This window comes from Halopiger aswanensis, assembly GCF_003610195.1.
GTDB lineage: Archaea > Halobacteriota > Halobacteria > Halobacteriales > Natrialbaceae > Halopiger > Halopiger aswanensis.
This window is the reverse complement of record NZ_RAPO01000002.1, coordinates 1,137,597-1,159,082: the sequence shown is the minus strand read 5'-3', so window position 1 is coordinate 1,159,082 and position 21,486 is coordinate 1,137,597. Positions and strand designations below refer to the sequence as shown.

Sequence of the window (21,486 nt, the reverse complement as noted above, 5' to 3'; positions counted from 1 at the left end):
CCCGGCGTATGCCTCGGTATGCACACCGTCGCCGTCGATCTTCACGCACACACGCGGTTCTTCCACGGTCGCCGCGAACTCGGGGACCGGTTCGACCCCCTCGGCGTTCGCCTGCTTGCCGAGGCCGCCGCGCGACGGGGCCTCGACGGGGTCGCGACGACGAACCACGACTACTACACCCCGCTTTCCCCCGCTGTGAATATCGAAACGCTGCCCGGTATCGAGATCACGACCGACCGCGGCCACGTTCTCGTCATCGGGCCGGATCCGCCGCGAGAGACGAAGCCGGGGGCGCTCTCCCCGGGCGAGGCGGTCGCGCTGGCCCACGACCGCGACTGCGCCGCGATCGTCGCCCACCCGTTTCGGAACAGCACGGTTCGAGAACTCGAGGACCTCCCGTTCGACGCGATCGAGGTCAACGGTAAACACCCGCGCTCGCAGCCGCTGGTCGAGGAGTTAGCCGGCGAGCGGGACCTACCGCTGGTCGGCGGCAGCGACGCTCACTACCCCTTCGAGGTCGGCCGGGCGTACACGGTCCTCGAGACCGACGCCGATCACCTCACGCCGTCGGCGGTCGTCGACGCGATCCGTGACGGGCGCGTCAGCGCTCGCATCTCCCGGTCGCCGCTCGATCGGTTCCTCCGGCGGGGCTACCGGGCGATCCATAACCGAAAAGGCGTCATCGACGCGATCGAACGGCCGACACCCGGCGTCGGCAAACCGCCCGGGGAGGAGACGCCCGAGTCGAGCGACTAGCGCGAAGGGCGATTGCTGCGCGTTCGTCCGCCGTCAGGAGCGATCCGATCCAATACGGTCGCGTCAGCCGAGCTGTTCCTCGAGAATCAGCCGCGTCTTCGTGCTCATAACCTCGTCCTGGTTGCGGGCCTTCGTGATGAGATCGTTGACCCCGCGCGTGTCCGCGGCGTCGACGACGAGCACGATGTCCTGCTCGCCAGAGACCATCCAGACGAAGTCGATCTCGTCCCACTCGGCCATCCGATCGGCGACGGCCTTCGTGTCGACGTCGACCTCGACGCTGATCTCGAGCATGGCCTGTACGTTGCCGGTGCGGGTCGAAATCGTGAACCGTTCGATGACGTCGTCGTCCATCATCCGCTCGACGCGGTTGCGGACGGTCCCCTCGCTCGTCCCGATCTCGTCGGCGATCTCGGTGTAGGGCGTCCGGGCGTCTCGCCGCAGGATATCGAGGATCTGTCGGTCCAGGTCGTCCATGGAGATACGGGGCTACGCGGACCGGGGACTTACCGATTACGAATTTCGTAACTGAGCTTCGAAGACAACACTTATAGTCGTGGGTTCAATACGTAGTTCGTAATGACAGAGGCCTACGTTGCACTGGAGGGTGGCCACGTAATCGAGGGACGTGGTCGCGCTCCGGGTACCGCTCGCGGTGAACTGGTTTTCACGACAGCCTATACCGGCTACGAGGAGAGTCTCACGGACCCCTCCTACGAGGAGCAGGTCCTGACCTTCTCGTACCCCCTGATCGGCAACTACGGCGTCCGAGAGGAGCGATTCGAGGACGACCGCGTCCACCCGCGAGCGGTGCTGGCCAAGGAACTCACCGACGACGTCGCCGCGTGGCTCGAGTCCGAGGGCGTCCCGGCGGTCGACCACCTCGACACCCGCGAGGTCGTCACCGACATCCGCGACGAGGGCGCCATGAAGTGCGGCATCGCCGTCGGCGAGGACGTCACCGAGGAAGACGCCCTCGAGCAACTCGAGCAGTGCAAGGCGATGAGCGAACACACCGACATCGGCGCGCAGGTCAGCGTCGACGAGGTCGAAGTCTACGGCGCGGACAACGACGGCGAGACCGTCGCGCTCGTCGACTGCGGCGCGAAGGGCTCGATCGTCGACTCGCTGCTGGCCCGCAACGCCGAGGTCCACGTCCTCCCCTACGACGCGAGCGTCGCCGACGTCGAGGCCGTCGACCCCGACGTGCTGTTCATCTCGAACGGCCCCGGCGACCCGGCGAACTACGAGCAGGCGATCAGCCTCGTCGAGGAATTCGTCGAGGACACGCCCGTCGCCGGCATCTGCCTCGGTCAGCAGATCGTCGCCGAGGCTCTGGGCGGCACGACGACCAAGATGGACTTCGGCCACCGCGGCGTCAACCAGCCCGTCCTCGACCTCGAGTCCGGCCAGGTCGTCATGACCACGCAGAACCACGGCTACACCGTCGACGATCCGGGCGAGCACCTCGAGGTCACCCAGATCAACGTCAACGACGACACGCCGGAGGGCATCGACGGCATCGAGTACGACGTCATCACCCGCCAGTACCACCCCGAAGCCAATCCCGGCCCCGAGGACACCCTCGACTTCTTCGACGACGTCCTCGCGATGGCCGACGAGCGGACGACGACGCAGGCCGTTCCCGCCGACGACTAAGCGGTTCGGCTCGGATTCTCGAGGGCGATCGTCGGTAATCGCCTGTTTTCCATCGATCTCTACGGGCGGGCTCGCCGTCGTTACGTCTCGTACGTGTCTTTGTACGCAACGAGTCCGTGTTCGGTCCGGACGCTGATCGTCACCCACTCTGTCTCGATCGGCTCACCGGCGTCGGGTTCAGTGCCGACGTTCGCCACTACCCCGTCGTCCTGAACGGCGAGATACAGCGTCTCTCCGGGCTCGAGCGACTCGTTTAGCTGCCCACCGTAGTAGGTTCCCTCGAGCATGGACAGCGAGACCGTCGCGTTTTCGGGAAGCGGGTCGCCCGAGTGTAACGCGACTGCGATGGCCTCTTCGTCGATCGATATCGATGTCGCTGGAGCCTTCTCGTACCCGTCGTCAACCCACGCCGGCCGCTCGAGGTCGGTCTCGCCGACGTCCGCGAACGTCGTTTCCACCGCGATCGACTCGGTAACGCCGTCCGTCGTCGCGTCGAACTCGTAGGCATAGCGTTCCATCCCGTCGTCCGAGACGGTGATCGTCGCGTTGAACGCGTCGTACTCGTCGGCCGGGTACATTCGCTCGAGATCGCGACTGATCTCCGCGCCTTCGTAGGTAACGACCGTCTCACCGTCGGCCTGCTCGACCGCGGTCCGTTCGTATCCTGCCACTCGGAGCACGGCAGCGAGATCGTCGCGGACGTCCTGCTCGTCCGTCGCGTAGCTCCAGTTGTCGGTCACGACGCGGTATCGTTCCGCTGAACCGCTGGTTCGACGGACGAGTCGCTCATCCGACGACTCCGCGAAGATCCAGGTCTCCTCGGTCGTCGAGTCGAGCCACGTCTCGTTCGGCGCCGGTTCGAATCCCCGTTGCGTTTTCTGGAGCGTTCGGTCGCCGTCGACGGTCAGCGTGGTCACCTCCTCGTGGGCCCCGTCTCCCGATTCTATCGTCTCTCGCGTTTCGATCACGTACGATTCCCCGTCGAAAATCGCCGCCTGCCGAGACGCGAGGTCGCCGACGGCGAGCCCTTCGTCGTCGGTCTCGTACGGATAGTCCGCCGCATCAGTGCCGTTCGTTTCGGGGTCGATCGTCTCGTCTCCCCCGCCGTCCACCTCGCCGCTGGCGCCGGTTTCCTCCTCGAGAACGCCGGCACAGCCCGCAGCCGTCGCCAGTACAGCGATGAAAATTAGTATGAGTGCCAACCGCTTCATGGCGAAAATATCGAACACCCCGGTTATGAAACAGCCGGTCGCATTCCGAGCGAGAACCGCGGTGTTTGACGGCCGGTCCTACGCCGGAATCGAGCGGCTCAGAACTCGCCTGTGACGATCTCGGCGACCCGCTCGCGGTCGAACAGCGTCGCGTCTGCGAACGCATCGGGGTAGATGTCCTTCGCGGCGCGTTCCGTCTGATAGAAGTTGATGATCGGTCCCTGATCCAGGTAGCCGGCGTTGTAGACGGCCTCGGTCTGGACGGCCTGTAGCTCGCTCGCGACTGGATCGTCCTGCATCGGTTCGATGATCGACTCGCGGAACGCCGATTCGGACGCGCCTTCCTGGCCGCGCACCAGCAGGATCTCGGGGTCGACCTCGAGCACCGTCTCCATGTCGATCGTGCCGCCGTCACCGGTGTAGTGGCCCACGTCCTCGGCGGCGAGCGCGTCGTTTAGCCGGAGATCGCGCCACTGTTTGGTGCTGATGCCACCGTCGTCGAACCGGTACGGATAGAACTCCGTCGGCGGTTCGTCGGCCGGGTAAACGAGCATCGCGTTCGGTCGTTGGTCGGCCGGCGGCAGTCGCTGCTCGACCGTCTCGAGCATCGTCTCGTGGAGGTCGACGAACGCCTCGTACCGCTCCCGTTCCTGGAAGACGTCGGCCATCAGGTCGAACGCCTCGTAGAGATCGTAGTAGCGGTAGTCGTGCCACTCGTCGCTGCGGCGGCGACCGAAGTTTCCGAAGAACGGACCGACGTTGCTCGCGATCTCGTCGACGTCGGAGCGGTCCCAGTCGTACCAGTGGATGAGCTGGTTGGGCTCCATGAAGTGGACGTCGGCGTCCATCTCGTAGAATAGTTCCTTGTCGATGCCCTGCTGGTTCAGATCCCGGATTTCGCTCTCGTCGTACTCGATGCCCGGCAGTTCGTCGTAGGCCTCCGTCGCGTACCGCTTGTGACCTTGAATGCCGAGCGTCTGCCCGCCGCCGAGTGCGAACGCCATGTCCGCGTAACTCGGCAGCAGCGCGGTCCAGCGCTCGGGCGGGCCGTCGAACTCGACCGCCCCCATCGGTTCCATCGCGACGGTGTACGTCCCGCTGTCGCCGTCGCTCGAGGCGGTCGCGGTTTCGCTCGTCCCATCGCTCGCGTCACTGTTCGTTTCGTCGGTTCCGTCGCTCGAGTCACTGCCACCGAGACAGCCCGCCAGCAGCGCGCCGCCCAGCGCCGCGCCGCTGCCCACGAGCTCCCTGCGTGTCGGTTCGATCCCTCGCATCGTCCCCTGGTTTTAGGCAGACCTAAAAACAGTATCGGTCGGCGTTTCGCGGCCGATTGCCCGATCGCCGGTCGGATCAGTCGTTTGTCGCCGATTCCTCGAGCGCCCGCGCTCGCTCGAGGATCGCGTCGTCGTCGACCGCCTCGAGAACGATCTCGTCCTCGAGGGCCGCGGCGAGGCGGCGCTGCCCGCGCTCGGCTCGCTCTTGGGCGATGTCGGGTTCGACGTAGTCGCTGCCGTACTCGTCGGCGTAGGTTTCTGCGAGGCGGCGGACCGTGACGTGATCGTAGTCGTCGGGGGCGCTCTCCTCGAACAGTTCGACCCAGCGTTCGGGGTCGATCCACTCCTCGCGGCGGTTCTCGACCTTGCGTCGCCAGTCGTAGTTGCCCGCGTACTTGCCCCAGAACCCCTCGTCCTCTCGCAGCCCGCGGATCAGCGTGCGGGCGACCGTCGCACCGTGACCGGCCGCGATGATCGCCTGGTCGCCGCTCCCGGCCAGCGGCCCGGCGACGTAGAGCCCGTCGACGGGCGTGGCGCCGTCGTCGTCCGGGTAGTCGCGGTCGAACCGCTCCGAGGTCTCGCCGTCGTGTTCCTGGGTGACGAACATCGTTTCGTCGTCGTCCAACCCGCGGAGGTAGGAGCCGTCGTACTTCGAGGCGGCGATGACGAACCGCGCCGTGACGGCCTCGCCATCCTGGGGCACGACTCGAAAGCCCTCGCCGTCCTCGAGCGCCGACACCGATTCGACCATGTCGTTCCGGAGTTGACAGCCCGCCTGCTCGGCGTGGGCCTGCGCGAGCTCGAGGAACGTCTCGATCTCGATCCCGCAGGGGAAGCCGAGGTAGTTCTCGAGGGATGCACACCGTCGGAGCGAGGACGGGCCGCGGTCGAAGACGACCGTCTCGAGGCCGTATCGGGCGGTGAAGACGCCGGCGGCACAGCCGGCGGGGCCGCCGCCGACGATGGCGACGTCGACATCGGTCTCGGCGGCAGTGATCGCGGCATCGTCGTCCGCATCCGTATCTGCGTCCGTATCCGCGTCGGCCGCGCGGTCGTCGGTCCCGCCTCCGGGCATCCTAGAACTCCCCGCGGACGATTTCGGCGACGCGCTCGCGGTCGAACAGCTGTTCGTCGCTCGGGATGTCGGGGTACGGCTGGCCGGGCTCGTAGCCGGGCCACTCGCCGAACTGGTCGGGATAGAGCTGCTTGGCCGTCATCTCGAGCTGGAAGAGGTTCATGATCGGTCCCTGATAGCGCATCCCGCCGGCGACGACGCGGTCGTTTTGCACCGCCGTCAGCTCGCTCCCGACGGGGTGGTCTTCGAGGGTCTCGCGAACGTTGTCGATCGAGTAGCGGGAGGTGATTCCCCAGAGGTGGAGGATCACGTCCGGGTCCTCCTCGAGCATCGTCTCGTAGTCGATCGTTCCCCAGTCGCCGGACCACTCGTGGTCGGCCAGCGCGTCGTTGGCGCCGAGCGGCCGCGTTTCGGCCTGCCAGAAGCCCGGCGTGTTGAGGTGGTAGGTGAAGAACTGGCCGTCGCCCAGCGTCACTCGTGCGGCGGTCGGCCGCTCCTCTTCCGGCGGCAGGTCCGACTCGATCCGGGCGAGCAGGTCGTCGTGGACCGCTTTGAGTTCCTCGTAGCGCTCCTGTTCCCGGAAGACTGCCGCGACGCGCTCGAAGATCTGCCAGAGCGTGTAGTACTCGTAGTCGTCGGCGTAGGCGTCCGCGGGATCGCTGTGAACGCCGCTGTGGAAGTTCCCGAACCACGGGCCGAGCGACGAAGCGATCTCGTCGACGTCGCTTTCGTCCCAGTCGTCGTTGTGCTTAACCGGGTAGGACGGATCGAGGAAGTGAATGTCGCTGTCGAGTTCGTACAGTTGCTCCTTAGTGAGTCCGTCCTCGAGCGGGTTCGAGAGTCCTTCCCACTCGAAGGAGACGCCCTCGAGGTGCTCGTAGAACTTGTTCATCGTCGTGCCGGCCATCTCGGGCGCAAACAGCGTGTTCACGCCCTCGTCGTGGCCCAGCGCGACCGCCATGTCGGCGTACTGCGGGTAGGTGACGAAGAGGTTCTCGGGAACGGAATCGAACTCGACCTCGCCGACGGGTGCCATCGAGGCCGTGTACGAGCCACTCTCCGACCCGTTGCCGCTCGAGGATTGCTCGCCACCGTTTCCGTCGGTGTCGCCGTTACCATCCCCGTTCTCCCCATTTCCGTCGTTTTCGCTTGCACACCCGGCGAGTGCTGCGCCGCCGAGTGCGATCCCCGTTGCAACGAACTGTCTCCGACTCGGTCCTCCGTTCCGATGCGAGTCCATGTGGTTTAGGCTGGCCTAATACTGCAAAAGTAGTTCGATTTCAGAGCGGCGAAATCAGTTAGGGATCGGTCCCCCGTCGACTATCCGAAGAGGTTCGGGCGCTACGCGCCCTCGTCGAACGCGTAGGTGACCGTCACGCTCGCGGAGACGGTCACGGGGTCGGCATCGATCTCGGTCCGCGGTGCTGCGGCGTCCTCTGCAGCGCCCGCGCTGTAGCCGACGGCGTGGCTCACCCCGTGGACTTGCATGTCGCTGGTCGTCACCGATTTCGTCCCGGCGAGTTCGACGCCGCGGTTGTCGGCGATGTACGCGGCTTCGTCGTCGGCGTTCGCCAGCGCCTGATCGATCGCTTCCTTCCGGAGCTGGTCGCGCGTTTCCTCCTGCAGCGTGAAGTTGACGCGACCGATGTCGTCGGCCCCCGCCTCGACGGCGGCGTCGATCACGTCGCCGACCCGCTCGACGTCCTCGAGGGTCACCTCGAACGAGTGGGTGCCGCGGATCACCTCGCTTTCGCCGTCCCGACTCGGTTCGGGTCTAACGCGGTACCGGCCCTCTTCGACGTTTTCCTCCGGAATCTCGAGGTCGTCGAAGGCCTGCCGTAGCTGCTCGGCGCCGGCCGCCAGTTCGTCGGTGACGGCCTCGGCGGTTTCCCCGCGCGCTTCGACGCCGACGGAGATCGTCGCCTTATCGGGCTCGGCCTCGACCTCGCCGCTCGCGCTGACGGTAATTTCCCGGCCGTCGCTGTCGTCGGAACCGGTTCCGTTCGTCGACGGTGCCCCTTCGTCGTCGCTCATCGCGTTGCTCGCACACCCTGCCATCGCCGCTGCGATGCCGACACCCGACGCCGCGAGGAACTGTCGTCGATTCGTAGCCATAGTCGATCCATCGACGGGCACTCAAAAAGCACCTTGGATAGGTGAAACGTTGCTTTCACCGTCGAACTCCCGGCTCCCGTCGCGACGGCGAACGCGTTCGGGACAAGTCGGACTCCCGATCAGTGTCTCCGTCCGACCGATGAACGACGATAGCGATACCGCGACGACCCTCGCGGTCGCGAACGGCGTCGACGAACTGATCGGAAACACGCCGCTGCTTCGACTGGACGCCTTCGCCGACAACCTCTTCGGCAAGGTCGAGGCGGCGAACCCCTACTCGGTCAAGGATCGAATCGCCCGCGAGATGATCGGGGCGGCCGAGCGAGCGGGCGCGCTCGAGCCCGGCGGGACCGTCGTCGAATCCACCAGCGGCAACACCGGGATCGGGCTGGCGGCCGTCTGCGCCGCCCGCGGCTACGACTGCGTGCTGACGATGCCCGAGTCCATGTCGACTGAACGCCGCCAGCTCCTGCGGGCGCTCGGCGCGGAACTGGAACTGACGCCCGCCGAGGACGGCATGGGCGGGGCAAACGAGCGCGCCGAGGCGATCGTCGCCGAGCGCGACGACGCGATCATGGCGCGCCAGTTCGAGAACGAGGCGAATCCGACGGCCCACAGGGAGACGACCGGCCCCGAGATATGGGCGGCGACCGACGGGGATGTCGACGCGGTCGTCGCCGGCGTCGGCACCGGCGGGACGATCACCGGCGTCTCGGAGTACATAAAAGAGGACCGGGGCGAAACCGCCTTCACATCGGTGGCGGTCGAACCGGCCGAGTCGCCGACGCTCTCGGAACTCAGTAGCGACGGCCACGACATCCAGGGGATCGGCCCCGGATTCGTCCCCGACATCCTCCGGACCGAACTGATCGACGAGGTCCGGGCGGTCGAGGCGGCCGACGCGAAGGACGCCGCTCGGACGCTGGGTCGCACCGAAGGGCTGCTGGTCGGCATCTCCGCCGGCGCGGCGCTGTCGGCCGCCGCCGACTACGCGGCCGAACACCCGGACGAACTGGTCGTTACCGTCCTGCCTGACACCGGCGAACGGTACCTTTCGACCGACCTCTACGACCTCGAGTGAGCACGAGCGGGGACTCAGGAGTCGACTAAATCCCCGTTCTCGTTCCACTCGCAGCCGGCGACCTGGGCGTATCCCTGTGCCACCCGTAGGTCGTCGTCGTCGATATCGACGAACGCCTGGAAGCGTCCTTCGTCGACCGTCCAGGTGTCGACGATCCGTTCCGAGCGCGCCGGGAGTTCGATCTCGGCGCGGTAGCTCCCGAACCGGTAGTCCGGGCCCTCGAGTGCGATCGACTCGTCCGCCGGAACCGTGACCGTCCGCTCGAGCAGGGGTTCGCCCTCGTATTCGATCCGGACCTCGAGGGTCGCGTCCTCGTCAGTTCCGTTCTCGAGTCGCACGGGATCGGCCGGCGGCGCGGTCTCCTCGAGTCGCAGCCGAGTCGTGCCGTTGTCGCGTTCGACCACGGCCGCGTAATAGCGGTCGTGCCATCGGAGGTACGACTCGTCGACGTCGATCGCCCTCGTGAGGACCAGTTCACCGTCGGTCTCGTAGCTGCCGTCCTCAAGGGCGGCGGTGACCGCCGTTTCCGCGGGGTCGGGGAGCGAGCCGACGCGGACGATCGTGTTGGGACACGTCTCGTACTCGACGTCCTCCTCGCGGGAGAGCGCGCCGAGACAACCGGTGAAACTGCACGCAGCGGCGCCGGCGGTCGCGAGGAGCGGGCGGCGTTTCATACGGCGACGTCGGAAAGGAGAGCTAAGTGCTTTCGGACTGACGAGAGGTGCGACGCGCGAATTTCGGTCGCTTCGCTGACGCTCAGTCGTGTCTAAAGGACCGCTGGCCCGTAAACGCCATCGCCATTCCGTGCTCGTCCGCGGCCTCGATCACGTCCTCGTCGTTGACCGAGCCGCCGGGCTGGATCACCGCCTCGATGCCCGCCTCGGCGGCCTCCTCGATGCCGTCCGGGAACGGGAAGAAGGCGTCCGAGGCCATGACCGCGCCCTCGGCGTCCTTCCCTTCGGCGTGCTCGTCGGCCTTCATCGCCGCCAGCCGCACCGCGTCGACGCGGGACACCTGTCCCATGCCGATGCCGACCGTCTCCGTGCCGTCGGCGAAGAGGATCCCGTTAGACTTGACGTGTTTCAGGGTCTGCCACGCGAACACCATCGTCTCGAGTTCCGCCTCCGTCGGCTCGCGCTCGGTGACGATCTCGAGGTCGTCGACGGAGATCGACTGCAGGTCCCGTTCCTGCACGAGTCGGCCGCCGACCAACGGCTTCTCGGTGAACCGCTCCGTTCGCTCGCCGAGTTCGCCGACGTCGAGCACGCGCAGGTTCTCCTTCCCGAAGAGCACCTCGAGGGCGTCGTCGGTGTAGCCGGGCGCGACGACGACCTCCTTGAACGAGTCGATAATCTGCTCGGCCGTCGCGGCGTCGCACTCGCGGTTCAGCGCGACGATGCCGCCGAAGGCGCTCATCGGGTCCGTCGAGAGGGCCTTCTCGTAGGCCTCGGCCAGCGAATCGGCGGTCGCACAGCCGGCCGGGTTGGTGTGCTTGATGACCGCCGCCGCGGGCTCGTCGAACTCCTTGATGAGGTTCAGGGCGCCGTCGGCGTCGTTGTAGTTGTTGTACGACAGCGCCTTCGCGCCCTCGTTCAACTGGTCGGCGTGGACGACGCTGGCCTCGTCGCAGGTGTAGTCGGCGTAGACGGCGGCGTCCTGGTGAGGGTTCTCCCCGTAGCGGAGGGTGTCCGCCCGATCGTCGGCGACGAGACGGCGATTCGGCAGGCCGTCGTGATCGGCGTCCTCGACGCCGGCCACGTCGGCCGCCACCGTCACTTCGCCGGCCTCGAGATCCACGTCGACGGCGTCCTCGGCGAACCACTTTACCGCCCGCGGATAGGCGCGGAACTCGCCCTCGTAGAGGACCCGTTCCTTCAGCGTCTCCTCGTCGTCGCCCTCGTAGACCGGGATCGGCTCCTGGGTGACGATCGGGCCGGCGTCGACCTCCGACTCGACGACCTCGCCGTTCTCGTCGGTCGCGTCAGTGACGACGTGGACCGTACAGCCCGTGACCGAGACGCCAGCCTCGAGCGCGTCGCCCCAGGCGTCCGTTCCCGGGAACGACGGTAGCAGGGCAGGGTGGACGTTCAGCGTCGTCGGCGCTTCCGAAAGGAAGGTGTCCGAGAGGATGCGCATGTAGCCGTCGAGACAGACCAGGTCGAAGTCGTACTCCGAGAGGGCCTCGAGCACGGCTTCCTCGTGCTCGCGGCGGCTCATACCGTCCTCGAGCGGGACGACCTCGGTCGGAACCCCGCGCTCGGCGGCGGCCTCGAGCACCGGCGCGTCCGCGTCGTTCGTCAGGACGACGGCGAGTTCGGCGCCGCCCGGCCGTCTGTCGGCGATGTTCAACAGATTACGCCCTCGGTTGCCGGCCATCCCGGCGATTCGCGTCATAGGCGTATGCCCACCCGCGAAGGGGAAAGCCGTTGCGGTCTCGGACGCCGATGTATACACGAATACGCATTACTACAGCTGTAATCGATCGGAGTTCCCTCGAGGTATGCACGCTCGTGATAGTTCCGGGCTGCGGTTTCGATACGCTTTTGCACCGCCCCGGAAAGATGCGCACAATGACCGAGACAGACGCACTGTACGCCGTCTCGCCGCTCGACGGCCGGTACAGCAGCCGGACCGCCCCGCTGTCGCCGTACGCGAGCGAGGCCGCGCTCATGCGCGCTCGCGTCCGCGTCGAAGTCGAGTACCTCATCGCGCTGGCCGACCTCGAGGCCACGCCGCTGGAAATCGATCCGGAGGAACGCGAACACCTGCGGGGGCTGTACGAGCACTTCGCCCAAGAGGACGCCGAACTCATCAAGAAACTCGAGACGGAGGGCCACGCCGGCTTCGAGGCGACCAACCACGACGTCAAGGCGGTCGAGTACTTCGTCCGCCACCGGCTGCCCGAGGGCAGCGACGCCTCGGCGTGGATCCACTTCGGGTTGACCAGCGAGGACGTGAACAACCTCGCCCACCGGCTGCTCGTTCGCGGTGCGGTCGACGAGGTGCTCCTGCCGGAACTGTACGAGGTCCGCGACAAATTGGCTGAGATGGCGCGGGACTACCGCGACCTTCCGATGCTGGCCCGCACTCACGGCCAGCCGGCCACGCCGACCACCTTCGGCAAGGAGATGGCGGTGTACGCCTCGCGACTCGGCCGGGCGACCGGTCGCATTCGGCGAGCGACCGACGCCCTCAGCGGGAAACTCGGCGGCGCCTCGGGAACCTACGCCGCCCACGTCGCGGCCTACCCCGACGTCGACTGGCAGGCCTTCGCCGAGGCGTTCGTCACGGACGGGCTGGGCCTCGCGTTCGAACCCCTCACCACGCAGGTCAACCCCTGCGACGACCTCGCGGCGGTCTTCGACGCCGTCCGCGGCGCGAACAACGTCCTGCTCGATCTGGATCTGGACGTCTGGCTCTACGTCTCCGACCGCTACCTCGGCCAGGAGGCCGTCGAGGGCGAGACTGGATCGTCGACGATGCCCCACAAGGTCAACCCGATCGACTTCGAGAACAGCGAGGGCAACCTCTCGAAAGCGAACTCGGATCTCGAGTTCCTCGCCGACTATATCACCACCTCGCGGCTCCAGCGGGACCTCTCGGACTCGACGGTCAAGCGCAACATCGGCGCGGCATTCGCGCACTGCCTCATCGGCTACGGCAAGACGCGGGCCGGCCTCGAGAAGGTCGTCCCCAACGAGCCAGTCATGCGCGAGGACCTCGAGTCGACCCCCGAGATCATCGGCGAGGCCGTCCAGACGATCCTCCGCCGCGAGGGCCAGGAGGACGCCTACGAGCAGGTCAAGGCGCTCACCCGTGGCAAGGACGTCACGCTCGCGGACTTCCGCGACCTGTTCGACGACCTCGAGGTCGACGAGAGCGTTCGCGAGGAACTGCGGAAGCTGACGCCGGCCGGCTACACCGGCGTCGCCGACGAGTTGGTCGACGACCTCCAGCACCGCGAGCGGACCGAGTAAGCGAATCGACGGCAGGTCGCACTCGAGAACCCGACCGGGACGGTACTACCGGAGCGGCGCAGTTCCGCCCCGCGCCACAATCTCGAAATCGTGACAGTATTGGGCTCGCTGTTCCGAGGTCTGGTATGGAGTATCTGCTGTGGGTTGTCGTCGCGTTTCTCACCTACGGGCTGATGGCCCCGCTGACGAGTTCGGTGACGAACGACGTGCCGCCCGCGGTCGCGCTGTTTCTCTCCACGACGATCTTCCTCTGCGTCACCACCGGCGTGCTCGCCGTGACGGGGACCGGCAACCCCGCGGACGCCGTCAGTCCGTCCGCGGGCTACGTCTACGTCGCCGGCCTGTTCCTCTCGACGGGCATCCTCGCCTACTACCAGGCGCTCGAGATCGGCCCCGTGAGCATCGTCGTGCCGATCTACGGGCTCTTTATCGTCGGCAGTTCGATCATCGGCATCGTCTTCCTGGGCGAAGAACTAACCGCGACCCGCGCCGCCGGCATCGGCGTGGCGGCCCTTGCGATCTACCTCGCGGCCGGGGGTGAGGAGTGATGCGGCGCTACCTCTCGCTTTCGATCGTGGCCTGCTTGGCCTACAGCCTGGTCGCGCCGCTGCTCGATATCGCGATGACCGACCTCCCGAGCACGGTGGCGGTTTTCCTCTCGAACTCGGTGATGCTCGTCGTCGTCGGCCTGGTGATCGTCTACCGCGGGCTCTCGATCCGAACCTATCTCCGACACCCGCGAACGCCGCACATCGTCGCGATGGGCGTGTTGCTGAGCGTCGGCTTGCTCACCTACTACCGGGCGCTGGAACTCGGTCCGGTCAGCGTCGTGGTCCCGATCTACGGGCTGTTCATCGTCGTCAGTTCGCTGGTCGGCATCGTCGCCTTCGACGAGACCGTCACGCCGCGGAAGGTCGCGGCTATCGTACTGAGCGTGGTCGCGATCGCACTAATGTCGATCTAAGGGGTCAAAACCCAGTATCAGCCGACGAGTTCGACGAGCGTCTCCTCGAGCGCATCCGCCGCCGCCTGAACGTCCGAGAGCCGCACGTACTCGCGTTCGGAGTGGGCGACGCCGCCCTCGTCGTCCTCGAGGACGCCCGGGCCGAAGACGACGGTCGGCGCCTCGGCGGCGAAGAAGCCGGCTTCGGTGGCCGCGCCGAACGGCCGTACCGTTCCGCCGCTCGCATCCTGCAGCGTCCGCACCAGTTGGTCGTCCTTGTCAGTCACGAACGCTTTCGGGAACGGGGTATCGGGGCGGATGAGATCGACCACGACCTCGAGGTCGTCCGGTACTCTATCTTCGGCCTCGAGGAACGCCTCGAGATCCTCGCGGAACGAGTCGGCGGTCTCGGGCGGGACGCTCCGGCGGTCGAACGTCACTTGACACTCCTCGGGGACGCGGTTCGGTGCCTCGCCGCCCTCGAGCATGGTTGCCGTCAGTTTCGGCTCGCCGAGCACCTCGTCCGCGCCCGGCCCCGCTGCGTCGTCGTACGCTCGGAGCGCCTCGAGGACGCTCGCGAGCCCGTAGACGGCGTTGCGCTCGGCGGGCACCTTCGCGGCGTGGCCGCCCTCGCCGCGGATCGTGACCGTCCCCTCGCACTGGCCGCGGGCGGCGATGCAGACGTCGAGGTCGGTGGGTTCGCCGACGATGAAGCCGTCGGCCTCGAGTCGCTCCTGCAGCCCCGCGGCGCCGGTCATCAGCGTCTCCTCGTCGTAGGTGATCGCCAGCGTGACCCGACCGGCGGTCGGCTCGACCCGGAGGAAGGCGGCGAGCAGAGCGGCCAGCGGTCCCTTCGCGTCGCAGGCACCGCGTCCGCGGACGACGTCGCCGTCGCGCTCGTAGGGGACGTGCGGAGCGACGGTGTCCATGTGCGTGTTCAGGACGATGTGGGTGCCGTCTCCGTCCGTGCGCCCGCCTCGAGTCGCGAGCACGTTGCCCAACTCGTCCACTTCGGGCTCGAGACCTGTATCCCGAAGCGTCTCGAGCAACAACTCGCGCATCTCGGAGACGTCCTCGTGGGAGGGCGTTCGAACGGCCTCGGCGTGGAACTCGGCGAGATCGAAGTCTGCGTCCCCGGCCATCTTACCGCTCCGACTGCTCCGCTTCCCGCTCCACGCGCGTCACGTCCTCGAGCGTCTCGCGTCGCCGGACGACGCGGCTCTCGCCGTCCTCGAGGGCAACTTCGGCGGGGCGAGGCTGGGAGTGGAACTGACTGGCGAGTTCGTAGCCGTACGACCCCGCATTGCCGATCGCGATGACGTCCTCGCGCTCCGGGCGGGCGATCGGCCGGTCGTGGGCGAAGACGTCGGCGCTGGTACAGACGGGGCCGCCGACGGTTACCTCACGGGGCTCGCGGTCGGGCGCGCTGACGTTCAACATCGGGTGGTAGGAGCCGAACATCGCGGGCCGAATGAGGGTCGCGAGGCTGGCGTCGACGCCGACGACGGTGGTGTCCGGCGCTTCCTTGATCGTGTTGACCTCCGAGAGGATGAGCCCGGCATCGGCGACGATGTAGCGCCCGGGCTCGAGCTTGAGCTGCGCGTCGAGGTCGCCGACGGCCTCGCGGACCATGTCCGAGGTCTTCTCTAAGTCCAGCGGTTCCTCGTCCTCGCGGTAGGGGACGCCGTAGCCGCCGCCGACGTCGACGAACTCGAGGTCCGAATCGCCGACGCGGCGGGCCATGTCGCCGACGCGGGAGATTGCGCGGCAGTGATCCTCGAGGTCGTCGGTCAGGACGCCGCTGCCGGCGTGGGCGTGGATGCCGACGAGGTCGAACTCCTCGCGCACGCGGTCGGCGACTTCGGGGACGCGCTCGTAGGGAATGCCGAACTTCGCGTCGGCGCCGGTCGCGACCTTCTCGTGGTGGCCGGTGCCGATGCCGGGGTTGATGCGGATGGCGATCCGGCCGTCGTAACCGCGCTCTTTGAGGCGCTCGAGGGTGTCGGTCGCGCCGATCGTGATCGTCAGGCCCGGATTCTCGGCGCCGAGGTCGGCCGCGTAGTCGAGGTCGTGATCCGGCGGATTGACGGCGGTGTACTGGAGTTCGTTCGGGTCCGCGCCGGCGTCGATCGCCCGCTGGAGTTCGCCCCAGGCCGCACACTCGATCGTGCCGCCGGCCTCGAGCACCGCCTCGAGGACGGCCTTGCCCGTGTGCGCCTTCGCGGCGTACATCACGTGGGCGTCGGGGAACGCCGCCGAAAAGCGGCTGTAGTTCTCCTTGACGCGATCGAGATCGATCGCGTACAGGGGGGTGTCGTACTCGTCGGCGAGGGCCTCGAGGCGATCGAGATCCCAGTCGTCGAGCCGGCGAACGGCCGGGGAATCCGTGCGGTCGGTCATTGTCGACTGCAAGTGACCGCGAGAATTCAAGGGTTTGGGTTCCGGTTCCATCCGCCAGACTACGCGACGGCGATGACCGTTTATCGACGCGTTTCAGCTTCCGACAGCAACTCACCCGTTTCCTTGTAATGGGCGTGCTCGAGCCACTCCGTCCGGAACGGCAGGCCGTCGTCTCGGATCGTCCCCTGGCGCGGGTCGTAGTCGACGATTCCCGCTTCCTCGAGGCATGGCAGTTGGTTGTGGTGCAGGTCGTGTGCGATCCGATCCTCGAGCGTCTCGCTGGACGCGGCCTCGCCACTCGCCTCGACGTCGGCGAGCCACGCGACGAGTTGCGAGCGTTCGACGACCGTCTGGTCAGCGCTTGCCAGCGCGTACAGTAGCCGCCGTCGACGGCGGTTCGACAGCAGGGAAAACAGCTCGTCTAACTCGGTCGCAGTGGCCGGATCGGTACCGGTCGATTCCGTCGGGGACAGTCGGTCCGGCGTCGATTCGTTCGATCCCCGGCGGATCCGTTCTCCCATGGGTGGACAGGGACTCGAGCGACCGAAAAGCCTTGCTAGGAGTGATATCGGTTCACACGTACCGGGAGAGAACAGTATATATGGATACGTATTCGAAGAGACCGGATGCACCTTCCGACTTGCGCTGCACAGAGGGAGAGACGCCGCGGTCGCTTACTCCCGCAGCGCGTCCTCGCGCTCGGTCGCCTCGAGCGTCTCCGTCTCGAGGTCCGTCGCGACGACGGCGGGCTTGTAGGCGCCGCCGTCGAAGAGGTCGTGGTCGCTGATCGAGGACTCGACGAACCGGGTGAACGCGCGGCGGTTCGCGGGCAGTTCGCCGTAGAGCACCTCCTCCTCGACGAGGTCGTAGACCGGGATGCGCGGCGTCAGGAGCGTGTTCTCGCCGACGACGCTGTTCTCGCCGACGACGAAGCCGGAGGTAACGCGGCAGCCCGCGCCCAGCGAGACGTTGTCCTCGATGATGACCGGCGCGTTCTCGACGGGCTCTAAGACGCCGCCGATGAGGGTGTTGGCGCCGAGCTTGACGTTCTCGCCGATCTGGGCGCACGATCCCACGGTGTCGCAGGAGTCGACGAGCGTCCCGTCGCCGACGTAGGCGCCGATGTTGACGAAGCTCGGGCTCATCATGATGCAGTCCGAGCCGAGGTAGGCGCCCCGGCGGATCGTCGTCCCGTCGGGCGTGTTGCGCGTGCCCCGATCGCCCAGGTCGCCGGTCTCTCGCAGCGGCAGGACGTCGTGGTAGTCGACGCCGCCGTGCTCGCGAGCGACCGTCTCGCGCAGGCCGAAGTTGAGCAGAATCCCCTGCTTGACCCACTCGTTGACCTCCCACTCGCCGCCCGACTTTTCGGCCGCCCGCACGTCGCCCGCTTCGAGGGCCGCGAGGAACTCGTCGAGCACGGCGAGGTGTTCGTCGGTCGCGTCGACCGCCGTCAGTCCGCCCTGCTTGCGCTGCCACAGATCTTCAACGTCCGCTTGGAGACTCATGCACGCCCGTAGTTCCCGGAGGGTATTATTGTCGGGGTTTCGGACCGCGCGGAGCGAGGTGCTCTCGGTCGGCCACGGAAGTGACAATCATGTGGTGTTATCTTTTGTAGGTTTCCATGGTATGTGGCGCGTTAATGACAATCAATCTAAAAAGAATTTATTATTATCATTGTAAATGTGCTATTTGGATGTTCGACGATTACAGTTACGGGGAGACAGTCCACCGACGCGGTTTCCTCGGTGGCATTTCGGGATTGTTGGCAGCAGCGGCCTACTCGATGGAAGTACCCGAGGGAGTAGCGGCACAGGTAACCTCCGGCGACGACTCGGACGTCCAGAGCGTGACGTCTCCGGACGGATCGATCGAAGTGACGGTCGACGTCTCTTCGGGCGTTCCGCAGTACGACGTGGTCTTCGGCGGGACGACGTACATTGACCCGTCGCCGATCGGTTTCGAGTTCGCGAACCAGGCGGCCTTCGGGACGGCCGTCAGCGGCTCCGGGCCGAATATCACAGTCACCGGCAGCGAGAGCGGCACCAAGACCGAGACCTGGGAGCCCGAGTGGGGGGACTTCGCGTCCGTTTCGGAAGACTACAACTACCTGAAGCTGGGGCTCGAAGAGACGGAGAGCCCCGGTCGATCAGCCAACTTCGAGGTGCGCGTGTTCAACGACGGACTCGGGTTCCGGGTAGCCTTCGACGACGACTTCGGCGACTTCACGATCGCCTCGGAGACGACCGAGTTCAACTTCAGCGGGGACTACACGTCCTGGTGGATCGAGAACGAGTACGTCAATCCCCGCTTCGAGCAGGAGTACAGCGAGACGCCGCTCAGCGACATCCCCGCCGGCGACAAGACGATCCGGCCGAACGACAACGTCGTACGAGCGGGTGCGCACACGCCGCTGACGATGCGGGCCGGCGACGGCACGTATCTCAGCGTCCACGAGTCGAACCTCGACGACTACGCCACGATGGCACTGGCCGCACAATCCGACAGCGGGAGCAAGGAGATGGCCGTCGATCTGGCACCGCTCCCGGACGGCAACAAGGTGTCGGCGTCGGCGCCACACGTCACACCGTGGCGGACGGTCCAGATCGGAACGTCGCCCGGCGAGTTGGTCGAATCACAGCTGATCCCGCTGCTGGCCGATCCACTGAAAGAGAGCGTGTTCCCGACTGATTCGAACGGCAACACCGACACGAGCTGGCTGGAGAACGGCCGGAAGTACACCGGGATCTGGTGGACGATGATCGCCGGGAGCGCCAACTGGGAGTACAAGAGCGACAGCGAGATCGAGAGTAACGGCAATGACCCCGCCGAGTACATCCACGGCGCGCGAACCGAGCGGATGAAGCGGTACATGAAGTTCGCCGCCGAACACGGGTTCGACAGCGTGCTCGCGGAAGGGTGGAACAAGGGGTGGGACACCTATCCCGGCGACGGGACCGGCCTGGAGATGGCCGTCGGCGAGTCGTATCCGGACTTCGACGTCGTCGAGGTCACCGACTACGGCGCGACCCTTTCGAATCCCGTCGAGATGACGGTGCACAACGAGACGGCCGGGAACGTCGTCAACTACGAGGACGAGATCAACAACGACAACATCTTCCCGGGGTACGAGGACGCCGGGATCCGGTCGATCAAGAACGGCTACGTCTCTGACCCGGGGCTCGGTTTCGAGGGTGACGGTTCCACGGCATCGCATAACCAGCACTGCCAGACGGCGGTCAACCACCACCGGTTCGTCATCGAGCAGGCGGCCGCGAACCGCCAGCTGCTGGAGATCCACGAGGGGATCAAGCCGACCGGCGAGATCCGCACCTACCCGAACGTCGCGGCTCGCGAAGTCGTCAAGGCCCAGGAGTACGACGGGTTCGACGCGCTCGGGTCGAACGTCGGCCGGGATCACCACGTCCTCCTCCCCTTTACCAGGATGCTGGCGGGGCCGACGAGCTACCAGCCCGGCATCTTCGACATCACGTTCAACGACAGCGAGGGCGACCAGATACAGACGACGAAGGCCAAGCAGCTGGCGATGTACCCCAACTACCTCGGGGGGATCCAGATGGCCGCCGATCGGATGGAAGCCTACGTCGACGAGTCCTTCGAAGTCGGCGAGTTCGTCCAGGCCCAATCCGGGACGCTGAACGACATGATCACCGCCGACCGGTGGCGGAATGCCTTCGGTGCTCACTACGTCCCCGTCGACCCGAACCGCGAACCCGACGGCGCGACCGTCTGGTTCACGGTCAAGAACGTCTCCAGCGCGGGCACGTACGACCTGCATCTGCGGTACGCCGCCGACCAGGAAGACAACTCGACGGCGGTTCAGGACAACGGTAGCCCGGAGGCGACGCTGATCGTCAACGGGACCGAACAGTCTCTCACGCCGGCGTTCACGGACTACTGGGACACGTGGAGCGTCCACACCGTCTCTGTCGATCTCGAGGCCGGAACGAACCGCATCGGGATCAAGCTCGGCGCCAACGACGTCGGCGGATTCAACGTTAACACCGTCGGTGTCACCGAGAGCGGCGCTGGCGCACCGTTCCCCGCGGCCTACACGAACTTCACCGAGAGCCACGCCGCCAACGAGAACTACGACACAGAGCCCGCCTTCGACTACATCGAGAACGTCCCCGTGAGCTGGGACGAAACGGTCGCCGTCGACGGACAGATCGGCGACTACATCGTGACGGCGAAGCGCAGCGGCGACGAGTGGTACCTCGGCGCGATGACCGACGAGACCGCTCGCGACGTCACCGTCTCGCTCGACTTCCTCTCGAGCCTGGACGGCGGCTGGACCGTCACCGAGTACGCCGACGCTGGCGAGACAGGAGTCGACAACAACCCGACGAGCGTCGTGATCAGCGACTACGACGTCTCGGCCGGCGACAGCGTCACCCTCTCGATGGGGGCCAGCGGCGGGACGGCGATGCGCATCGTCCCTTCGGACGGCAGCGACTCGAACGACATCGTCTCGGGCGAGGCGTACGTCCTCCGGAGCGTCAACAGCGGCAAGGCACTGGACGTCGAGAACGCCTCGACCAGCGACGGCGCGAACGTCCACCAGTACGGGTACGTCGGCAGCGAGAACCAGCAGTGGGTCGTGACAGACCTCGGCAACGGCTACTACAAGCTGGAGGCCGTCCACAGCGGAAAGGCGTTAGACGTCGAGGGTGCCTCGACCAGCGACGGCGCGAACGTCCACCAGTACGAGTACGGCGGCGGCGAGAACCAGCAGTGGGCCATCGAGGAGAACGCCGACGGCAGCTACCGATTGCTCGCCCGTCACAGCGGGAAAGCCCTGGACGTCGAGGGTGCCTCGACCAGCGACGGCGCGAACGTCCACCAGTACGGGTACGTCGGCGCCGACAACCAGAAGTGGACTCTCGAACAGCTGTAGGCGACTCGAAACGCCGTCGCGTCTCCGATCTTCTTCGCTCCCGCTGACTGTCCTCTCTTTTCGTCTCGGCGAGGCGACTA

At 66.4% G+C, this 21,486-nt stretch carries 19 protein-coding genes; 7 read left to right on the top strand and 12 right to left on the bottom strand.

Going from position 1 to position 21,486, the window contains the following annotated elements; genetic code table 11:
• Window positions 1–18 precede the first annotated feature (18 nt).
• A complete protein-coding gene (locus ATJ93_RS12600) occupies window positions 19–756 on the top strand; it encodes a PHP domain-containing protein (RefSeq protein WP_120244964.1) in 738 nt (245 codons plus the stop codon).
• A 63-nt stretch (window positions 757–819) separates the two neighbouring features.
• On the opposite strand, the gene ATJ93_RS12595 is transcribed toward ATJ93_RS12600, so the two are convergent.
• Window positions 820–1,233, bottom strand: a complete 414-nt coding sequence (locus ATJ93_RS12595; protein WP_013881140.1) for an Lrp/AsnC family transcriptional regulator — start codon at window positions 1,231–1,233, stop codon at window positions 820–822.
• Between the two features lie 102 nt (window positions 1,234–1,335).
• On the opposite strand from ATJ93_RS12595, the gene carA reads away from it, so the two are divergent.
• Window positions 1,336–2,415 carry a glutamine-hydrolyzing carbamoyl-phosphate synthase small subunit gene (gene carA, locus ATJ93_RS12590; RefSeq protein ID WP_120244963.1) on the top strand — a complete coding sequence of 360 codons (1,080 nt, stop codon included), beginning with the start codon at window positions 1,336–1,338 and terminating at the stop codon, window positions 2,413–2,415.
• Between the two features lie 80 nt (window positions 2,416–2,495).
• On the opposite strand, the gene ATJ93_RS12585 is transcribed toward carA, so the two are convergent.
• The 5 genes from ATJ93_RS12585 to ATJ93_RS12565 form a co-directional block, all read right to left on the bottom strand.
• Entirely contained in the window at window positions 2,496–3,626 is a 1,131-nt protein-coding gene (locus ATJ93_RS12585) for a DUF7537 family lipoprotein (RefSeq protein WP_120244962.1), read from the bottom strand.
• Window positions 3,627–3,724: 98 nt separating this feature from the next.
• Entirely contained in the window at window positions 3,725–4,696 is a 972-nt protein-coding gene (locus ATJ93_RS12580) for an ABC transporter substrate-binding protein (RefSeq protein WP_120245273.1), read from the bottom strand.
• A gap of 280 nt (window positions 4,697–4,976) precedes the next feature.
• Window positions 4,977–5,975, bottom strand: a complete 999-nt coding sequence (locus ATJ93_RS12575) for an FAD-dependent monooxygenase (protein ID WP_120244961.1) — start codon at window positions 5,973–5,975, stop codon at window positions 4,977–4,979.
• A 1-nt stretch (window position 5,976) separates the two neighbouring features.
• Window positions 5,977–7,215, bottom strand: a complete 1,239-nt coding sequence (locus ATJ93_RS12570) for an ABC transporter substrate-binding protein (RefSeq protein ID WP_120244960.1) — start codon at window positions 7,213–7,215, stop codon at window positions 5,977–5,979.
• A 101-nt stretch (window positions 7,216–7,316) separates the two neighbouring features.
• The gene (locus ATJ93_RS12565; protein ID WP_120244959.1) at window positions 7,317–8,090 is read right to left on the bottom strand and encodes an SIMPL domain-containing protein; all 774 of its coding nucleotides are present in this window, start codon (window positions 8,088–8,090) and stop codon (window positions 7,317–7,319) included.
• A gap of 139 nt (window positions 8,091–8,229) precedes the next feature.
• Between ATJ93_RS12565 and cysK the strand changes: the two genes are divergently transcribed.
• Window positions 8,230–9,171, top strand: a complete 942-nt coding sequence (gene cysK / locus ATJ93_RS12560) for a cysteine synthase A (RefSeq protein ID WP_120244958.1) — start codon at window positions 8,230–8,232, stop codon at window positions 9,169–9,171.
• A 14-nt stretch (window positions 9,172–9,185) separates the two neighbouring features.
• On the opposite strand, the gene ATJ93_RS12555 is transcribed toward cysK, so the two are convergent.
• Both ATJ93_RS12555 and purH read right to left on the bottom strand, forming a co-directional pair.
• Window positions 9,186–9,845 (bottom strand): hypothetical protein, encoded by a 660-nt coding sequence (locus ATJ93_RS12555; protein ID WP_120244957.1) that lies wholly within the window; start codon window positions 9,843–9,845, stop codon window positions 9,186–9,188.
• Window positions 9,846–9,927: 82 nt separating this feature from the next.
• Window positions 9,928–11,565, bottom strand: coding sequence for a bifunctional phosphoribosylaminoimidazolecarboxamide formyltransferase/IMP cyclohydrolase (gene purH / locus ATJ93_RS12550; RefSeq protein ID WP_120244956.1), 1,638 nt, complete (start codon window positions 11,563–11,565; stop codon window positions 9,928–9,930).
• A gap of 176 nt (window positions 11,566–11,741) precedes the next feature.
• Between purH and purB the strand changes: the two genes are divergently transcribed.
• From purB to ATJ93_RS12535, 3 genes are all read left to right on the top strand, one after another.
• Complete coding sequence (purB, locus tag ATJ93_RS12545) at window positions 11,742–13,148, top strand: adenylosuccinate lyase (protein WP_120244955.1); 1,407 nt, start codon at window positions 11,742–11,744, stop codon at window positions 13,146–13,148.
• A 125-nt stretch (window positions 13,149–13,273) separates the two neighbouring features.
• A complete protein-coding gene (locus ATJ93_RS12540; protein WP_120244954.1) occupies window positions 13,274–13,696 on the top strand; it encodes an EamA family transporter in 423 nt (140 codons plus the stop codon).
• The gene (locus tag ATJ93_RS12535) at window positions 13,696–14,112 is read left to right on the top strand and encodes an EamA family transporter (RefSeq protein ID WP_120244953.1); all 417 of its coding nucleotides are present in this window, start codon (window positions 13,696–13,698) and stop codon (window positions 14,110–14,112) included. Before ATJ93_RS12540 ends, ATJ93_RS12535 begins: the two co-directional genes overlap by 1 nt.
• 17 nt (window positions 14,113–14,129) lie before the next feature.
• Here ATJ93_RS12535 and ATJ93_RS12530 read toward each other — a convergent pair whose 3' ends face one another.
• From ATJ93_RS12530 to ATJ93_RS12515, 4 genes are all read right to left on the bottom strand, one after another.
• On the bottom strand, window positions 14,130–15,233 hold the full coding sequence (locus tag ATJ93_RS12530; protein WP_120244952.1) for a M20 family metallopeptidase: 1,104 nt from the start codon (window positions 15,231–15,233) through the stop codon (window positions 14,130–14,132).
• A 1-nt stretch (window position 15,234) separates the two neighbouring features.
• A complete protein-coding gene (gene lysA, locus ATJ93_RS12525) occupies window positions 15,235–16,491 on the bottom strand; it encodes a diaminopimelate decarboxylase (RefSeq protein ID WP_120244951.1) in 1,257 nt (418 codons plus the stop codon).
• Between the two features lie 80 nt (window positions 16,492–16,571).
• The gene (locus ATJ93_RS12520; RefSeq protein WP_120244950.1) at window positions 16,572–17,012 is read right to left on the bottom strand and encodes a DUF7344 domain-containing protein; all 441 of its coding nucleotides are present in this window, start codon (window positions 17,010–17,012) and stop codon (window positions 16,572–16,574) included.
• A gap of 153 nt (window positions 17,013–17,165) precedes the next feature.
• Complete coding sequence (locus ATJ93_RS12515; protein WP_120244949.1) at window positions 17,166–17,996, bottom strand: 2,3,4,5-tetrahydropyridine-2,6-dicarboxylate N-succinyltransferase; 831 nt, start codon at window positions 17,994–17,996, stop codon at window positions 17,166–17,168.
• 188 nt (window positions 17,997–18,184) lie between these two features.
• Between ATJ93_RS12515 and ATJ93_RS12510 the strand changes: the two genes are divergently transcribed.
• The gene (locus ATJ93_RS12510; protein WP_120244948.1) at window positions 18,185–21,406 is read left to right on the top strand and encodes a glycoside hydrolase family 97 catalytic domain-containing protein; all 3,222 of its coding nucleotides are present in this window, start codon (window positions 18,185–18,187) and stop codon (window positions 21,404–21,406) included.
• The last annotated feature ends 80 nt before the right edge of the window (window positions 21,407–21,486 follow it).

Excerpts from the sequence above, each read along its gene's own strand:
- ATJ93_RS12600 (WP_120244964.1), top strand. The coding sequence starts at position 19 with ATGCACACCGTCGCCGTCGATCTTCACGCACACACGCGGTTCTTCCAC.
- ATJ93_RS12595 (WP_013881140.1), bottom strand. The coding sequence starts at position 1,233 with ATGGACGACCTGGACCGACAGATCCTCGATATCCTGCGGCGAGACGCC.
- carA (WP_120244963.1), top strand. The coding sequence starts at position 1,336 with ATGACAGAGGCCTACGTTGCACTGGAGGGTGGCCACGTAATCGAGGGA.
- ATJ93_RS12585 (WP_120244962.1), bottom strand. The coding sequence starts at position 3,626 with ATGAAGCGGTTGGCACTCATACTAATTTTCATCGCTGTACTGGCGACG.
- ATJ93_RS12580 (WP_120245273.1), bottom strand. The coding sequence starts at position 4,696 with ATGGGGGCGGTCGAGTTCGACGGCCCGCCCGAGCGCTGGACCGCGCTG.
- ATJ93_RS12575 (WP_120244961.1), bottom strand. The coding sequence starts at position 5,975 with ATGCCCGGAGGCGGGACCGACGACCGCGCGGCCGACGCGGATACGGAC.
- ATJ93_RS12570 (WP_120244960.1), bottom strand. The coding sequence starts at position 7,215 with ATGGACTCGCATCGGAACGGAGGACCGAGTCGGAGACAGTTCGTTGCA.
- ATJ93_RS12565 (WP_120244959.1), bottom strand. The coding sequence starts at position 8,090 with ATGGCTACGAATCGACGACAGTTCCTCGCGGCGTCGGGTGTCGGCATC.
- cysK (WP_120244958.1), top strand. The coding sequence starts at position 8,230 with ATGAACGACGATAGCGATACCGCGACGACCCTCGCGGTCGCGAACGGC.
- ATJ93_RS12555 (WP_120244957.1), bottom strand. The coding sequence starts at position 9,845 with ATGAAACGCCGCCCGCTCCTCGCGACCGCCGGCGCCGCTGCGTGCAGT.
- purH (WP_120244956.1), bottom strand. The coding sequence starts at position 11,565 with ATGACGCGAATCGCCGGGATGGCCGGCAACCGAGGGCGTAATCTGTTG.
- purB (WP_120244955.1), top strand. The coding sequence starts at position 11,742 with ATGACCGAGACAGACGCACTGTACGCCGTCTCGCCGCTCGACGGCCGG.
- ATJ93_RS12540 (WP_120244954.1), top strand. The coding sequence starts at position 13,274 with ATGGAGTATCTGCTGTGGGTTGTCGTCGCGTTTCTCACCTACGGGCTG.
- ATJ93_RS12535 (WP_120244953.1), top strand. The coding sequence starts at position 13,696 with ATGCGGCGCTACCTCTCGCTTTCGATCGTGGCCTGCTTGGCCTACAGC.
- ATJ93_RS12530 (WP_120244952.1), bottom strand. The coding sequence starts at position 15,233 with ATGGCCGGGGACGCAGACTTCGATCTCGCCGAGTTCCACGCCGAGGCC.
- lysA (WP_120244951.1), bottom strand. The coding sequence starts at position 16,491 with ATGACCGACCGCACGGATTCCCCGGCCGTTCGCCGGCTCGACGACTGG.
- ATJ93_RS12520 (WP_120244950.1), bottom strand. The coding sequence starts at position 17,012 with ATGGGAGAACGGATCCGCCGGGGATCGAACGAATCGACGCCGGACCGA.
- ATJ93_RS12515 (WP_120244949.1), bottom strand. The coding sequence starts at position 17,996 with ATGAGTCTCCAAGCGGACGTTGAAGATCTGTGGCAGCGCAAGCAGGGC.
- ATJ93_RS12510 (WP_120244948.1), top strand. The coding sequence starts at position 18,185 with ATGTTCGACGATTACAGTTACGGGGAGACAGTCCACCGACGCGGTTTC.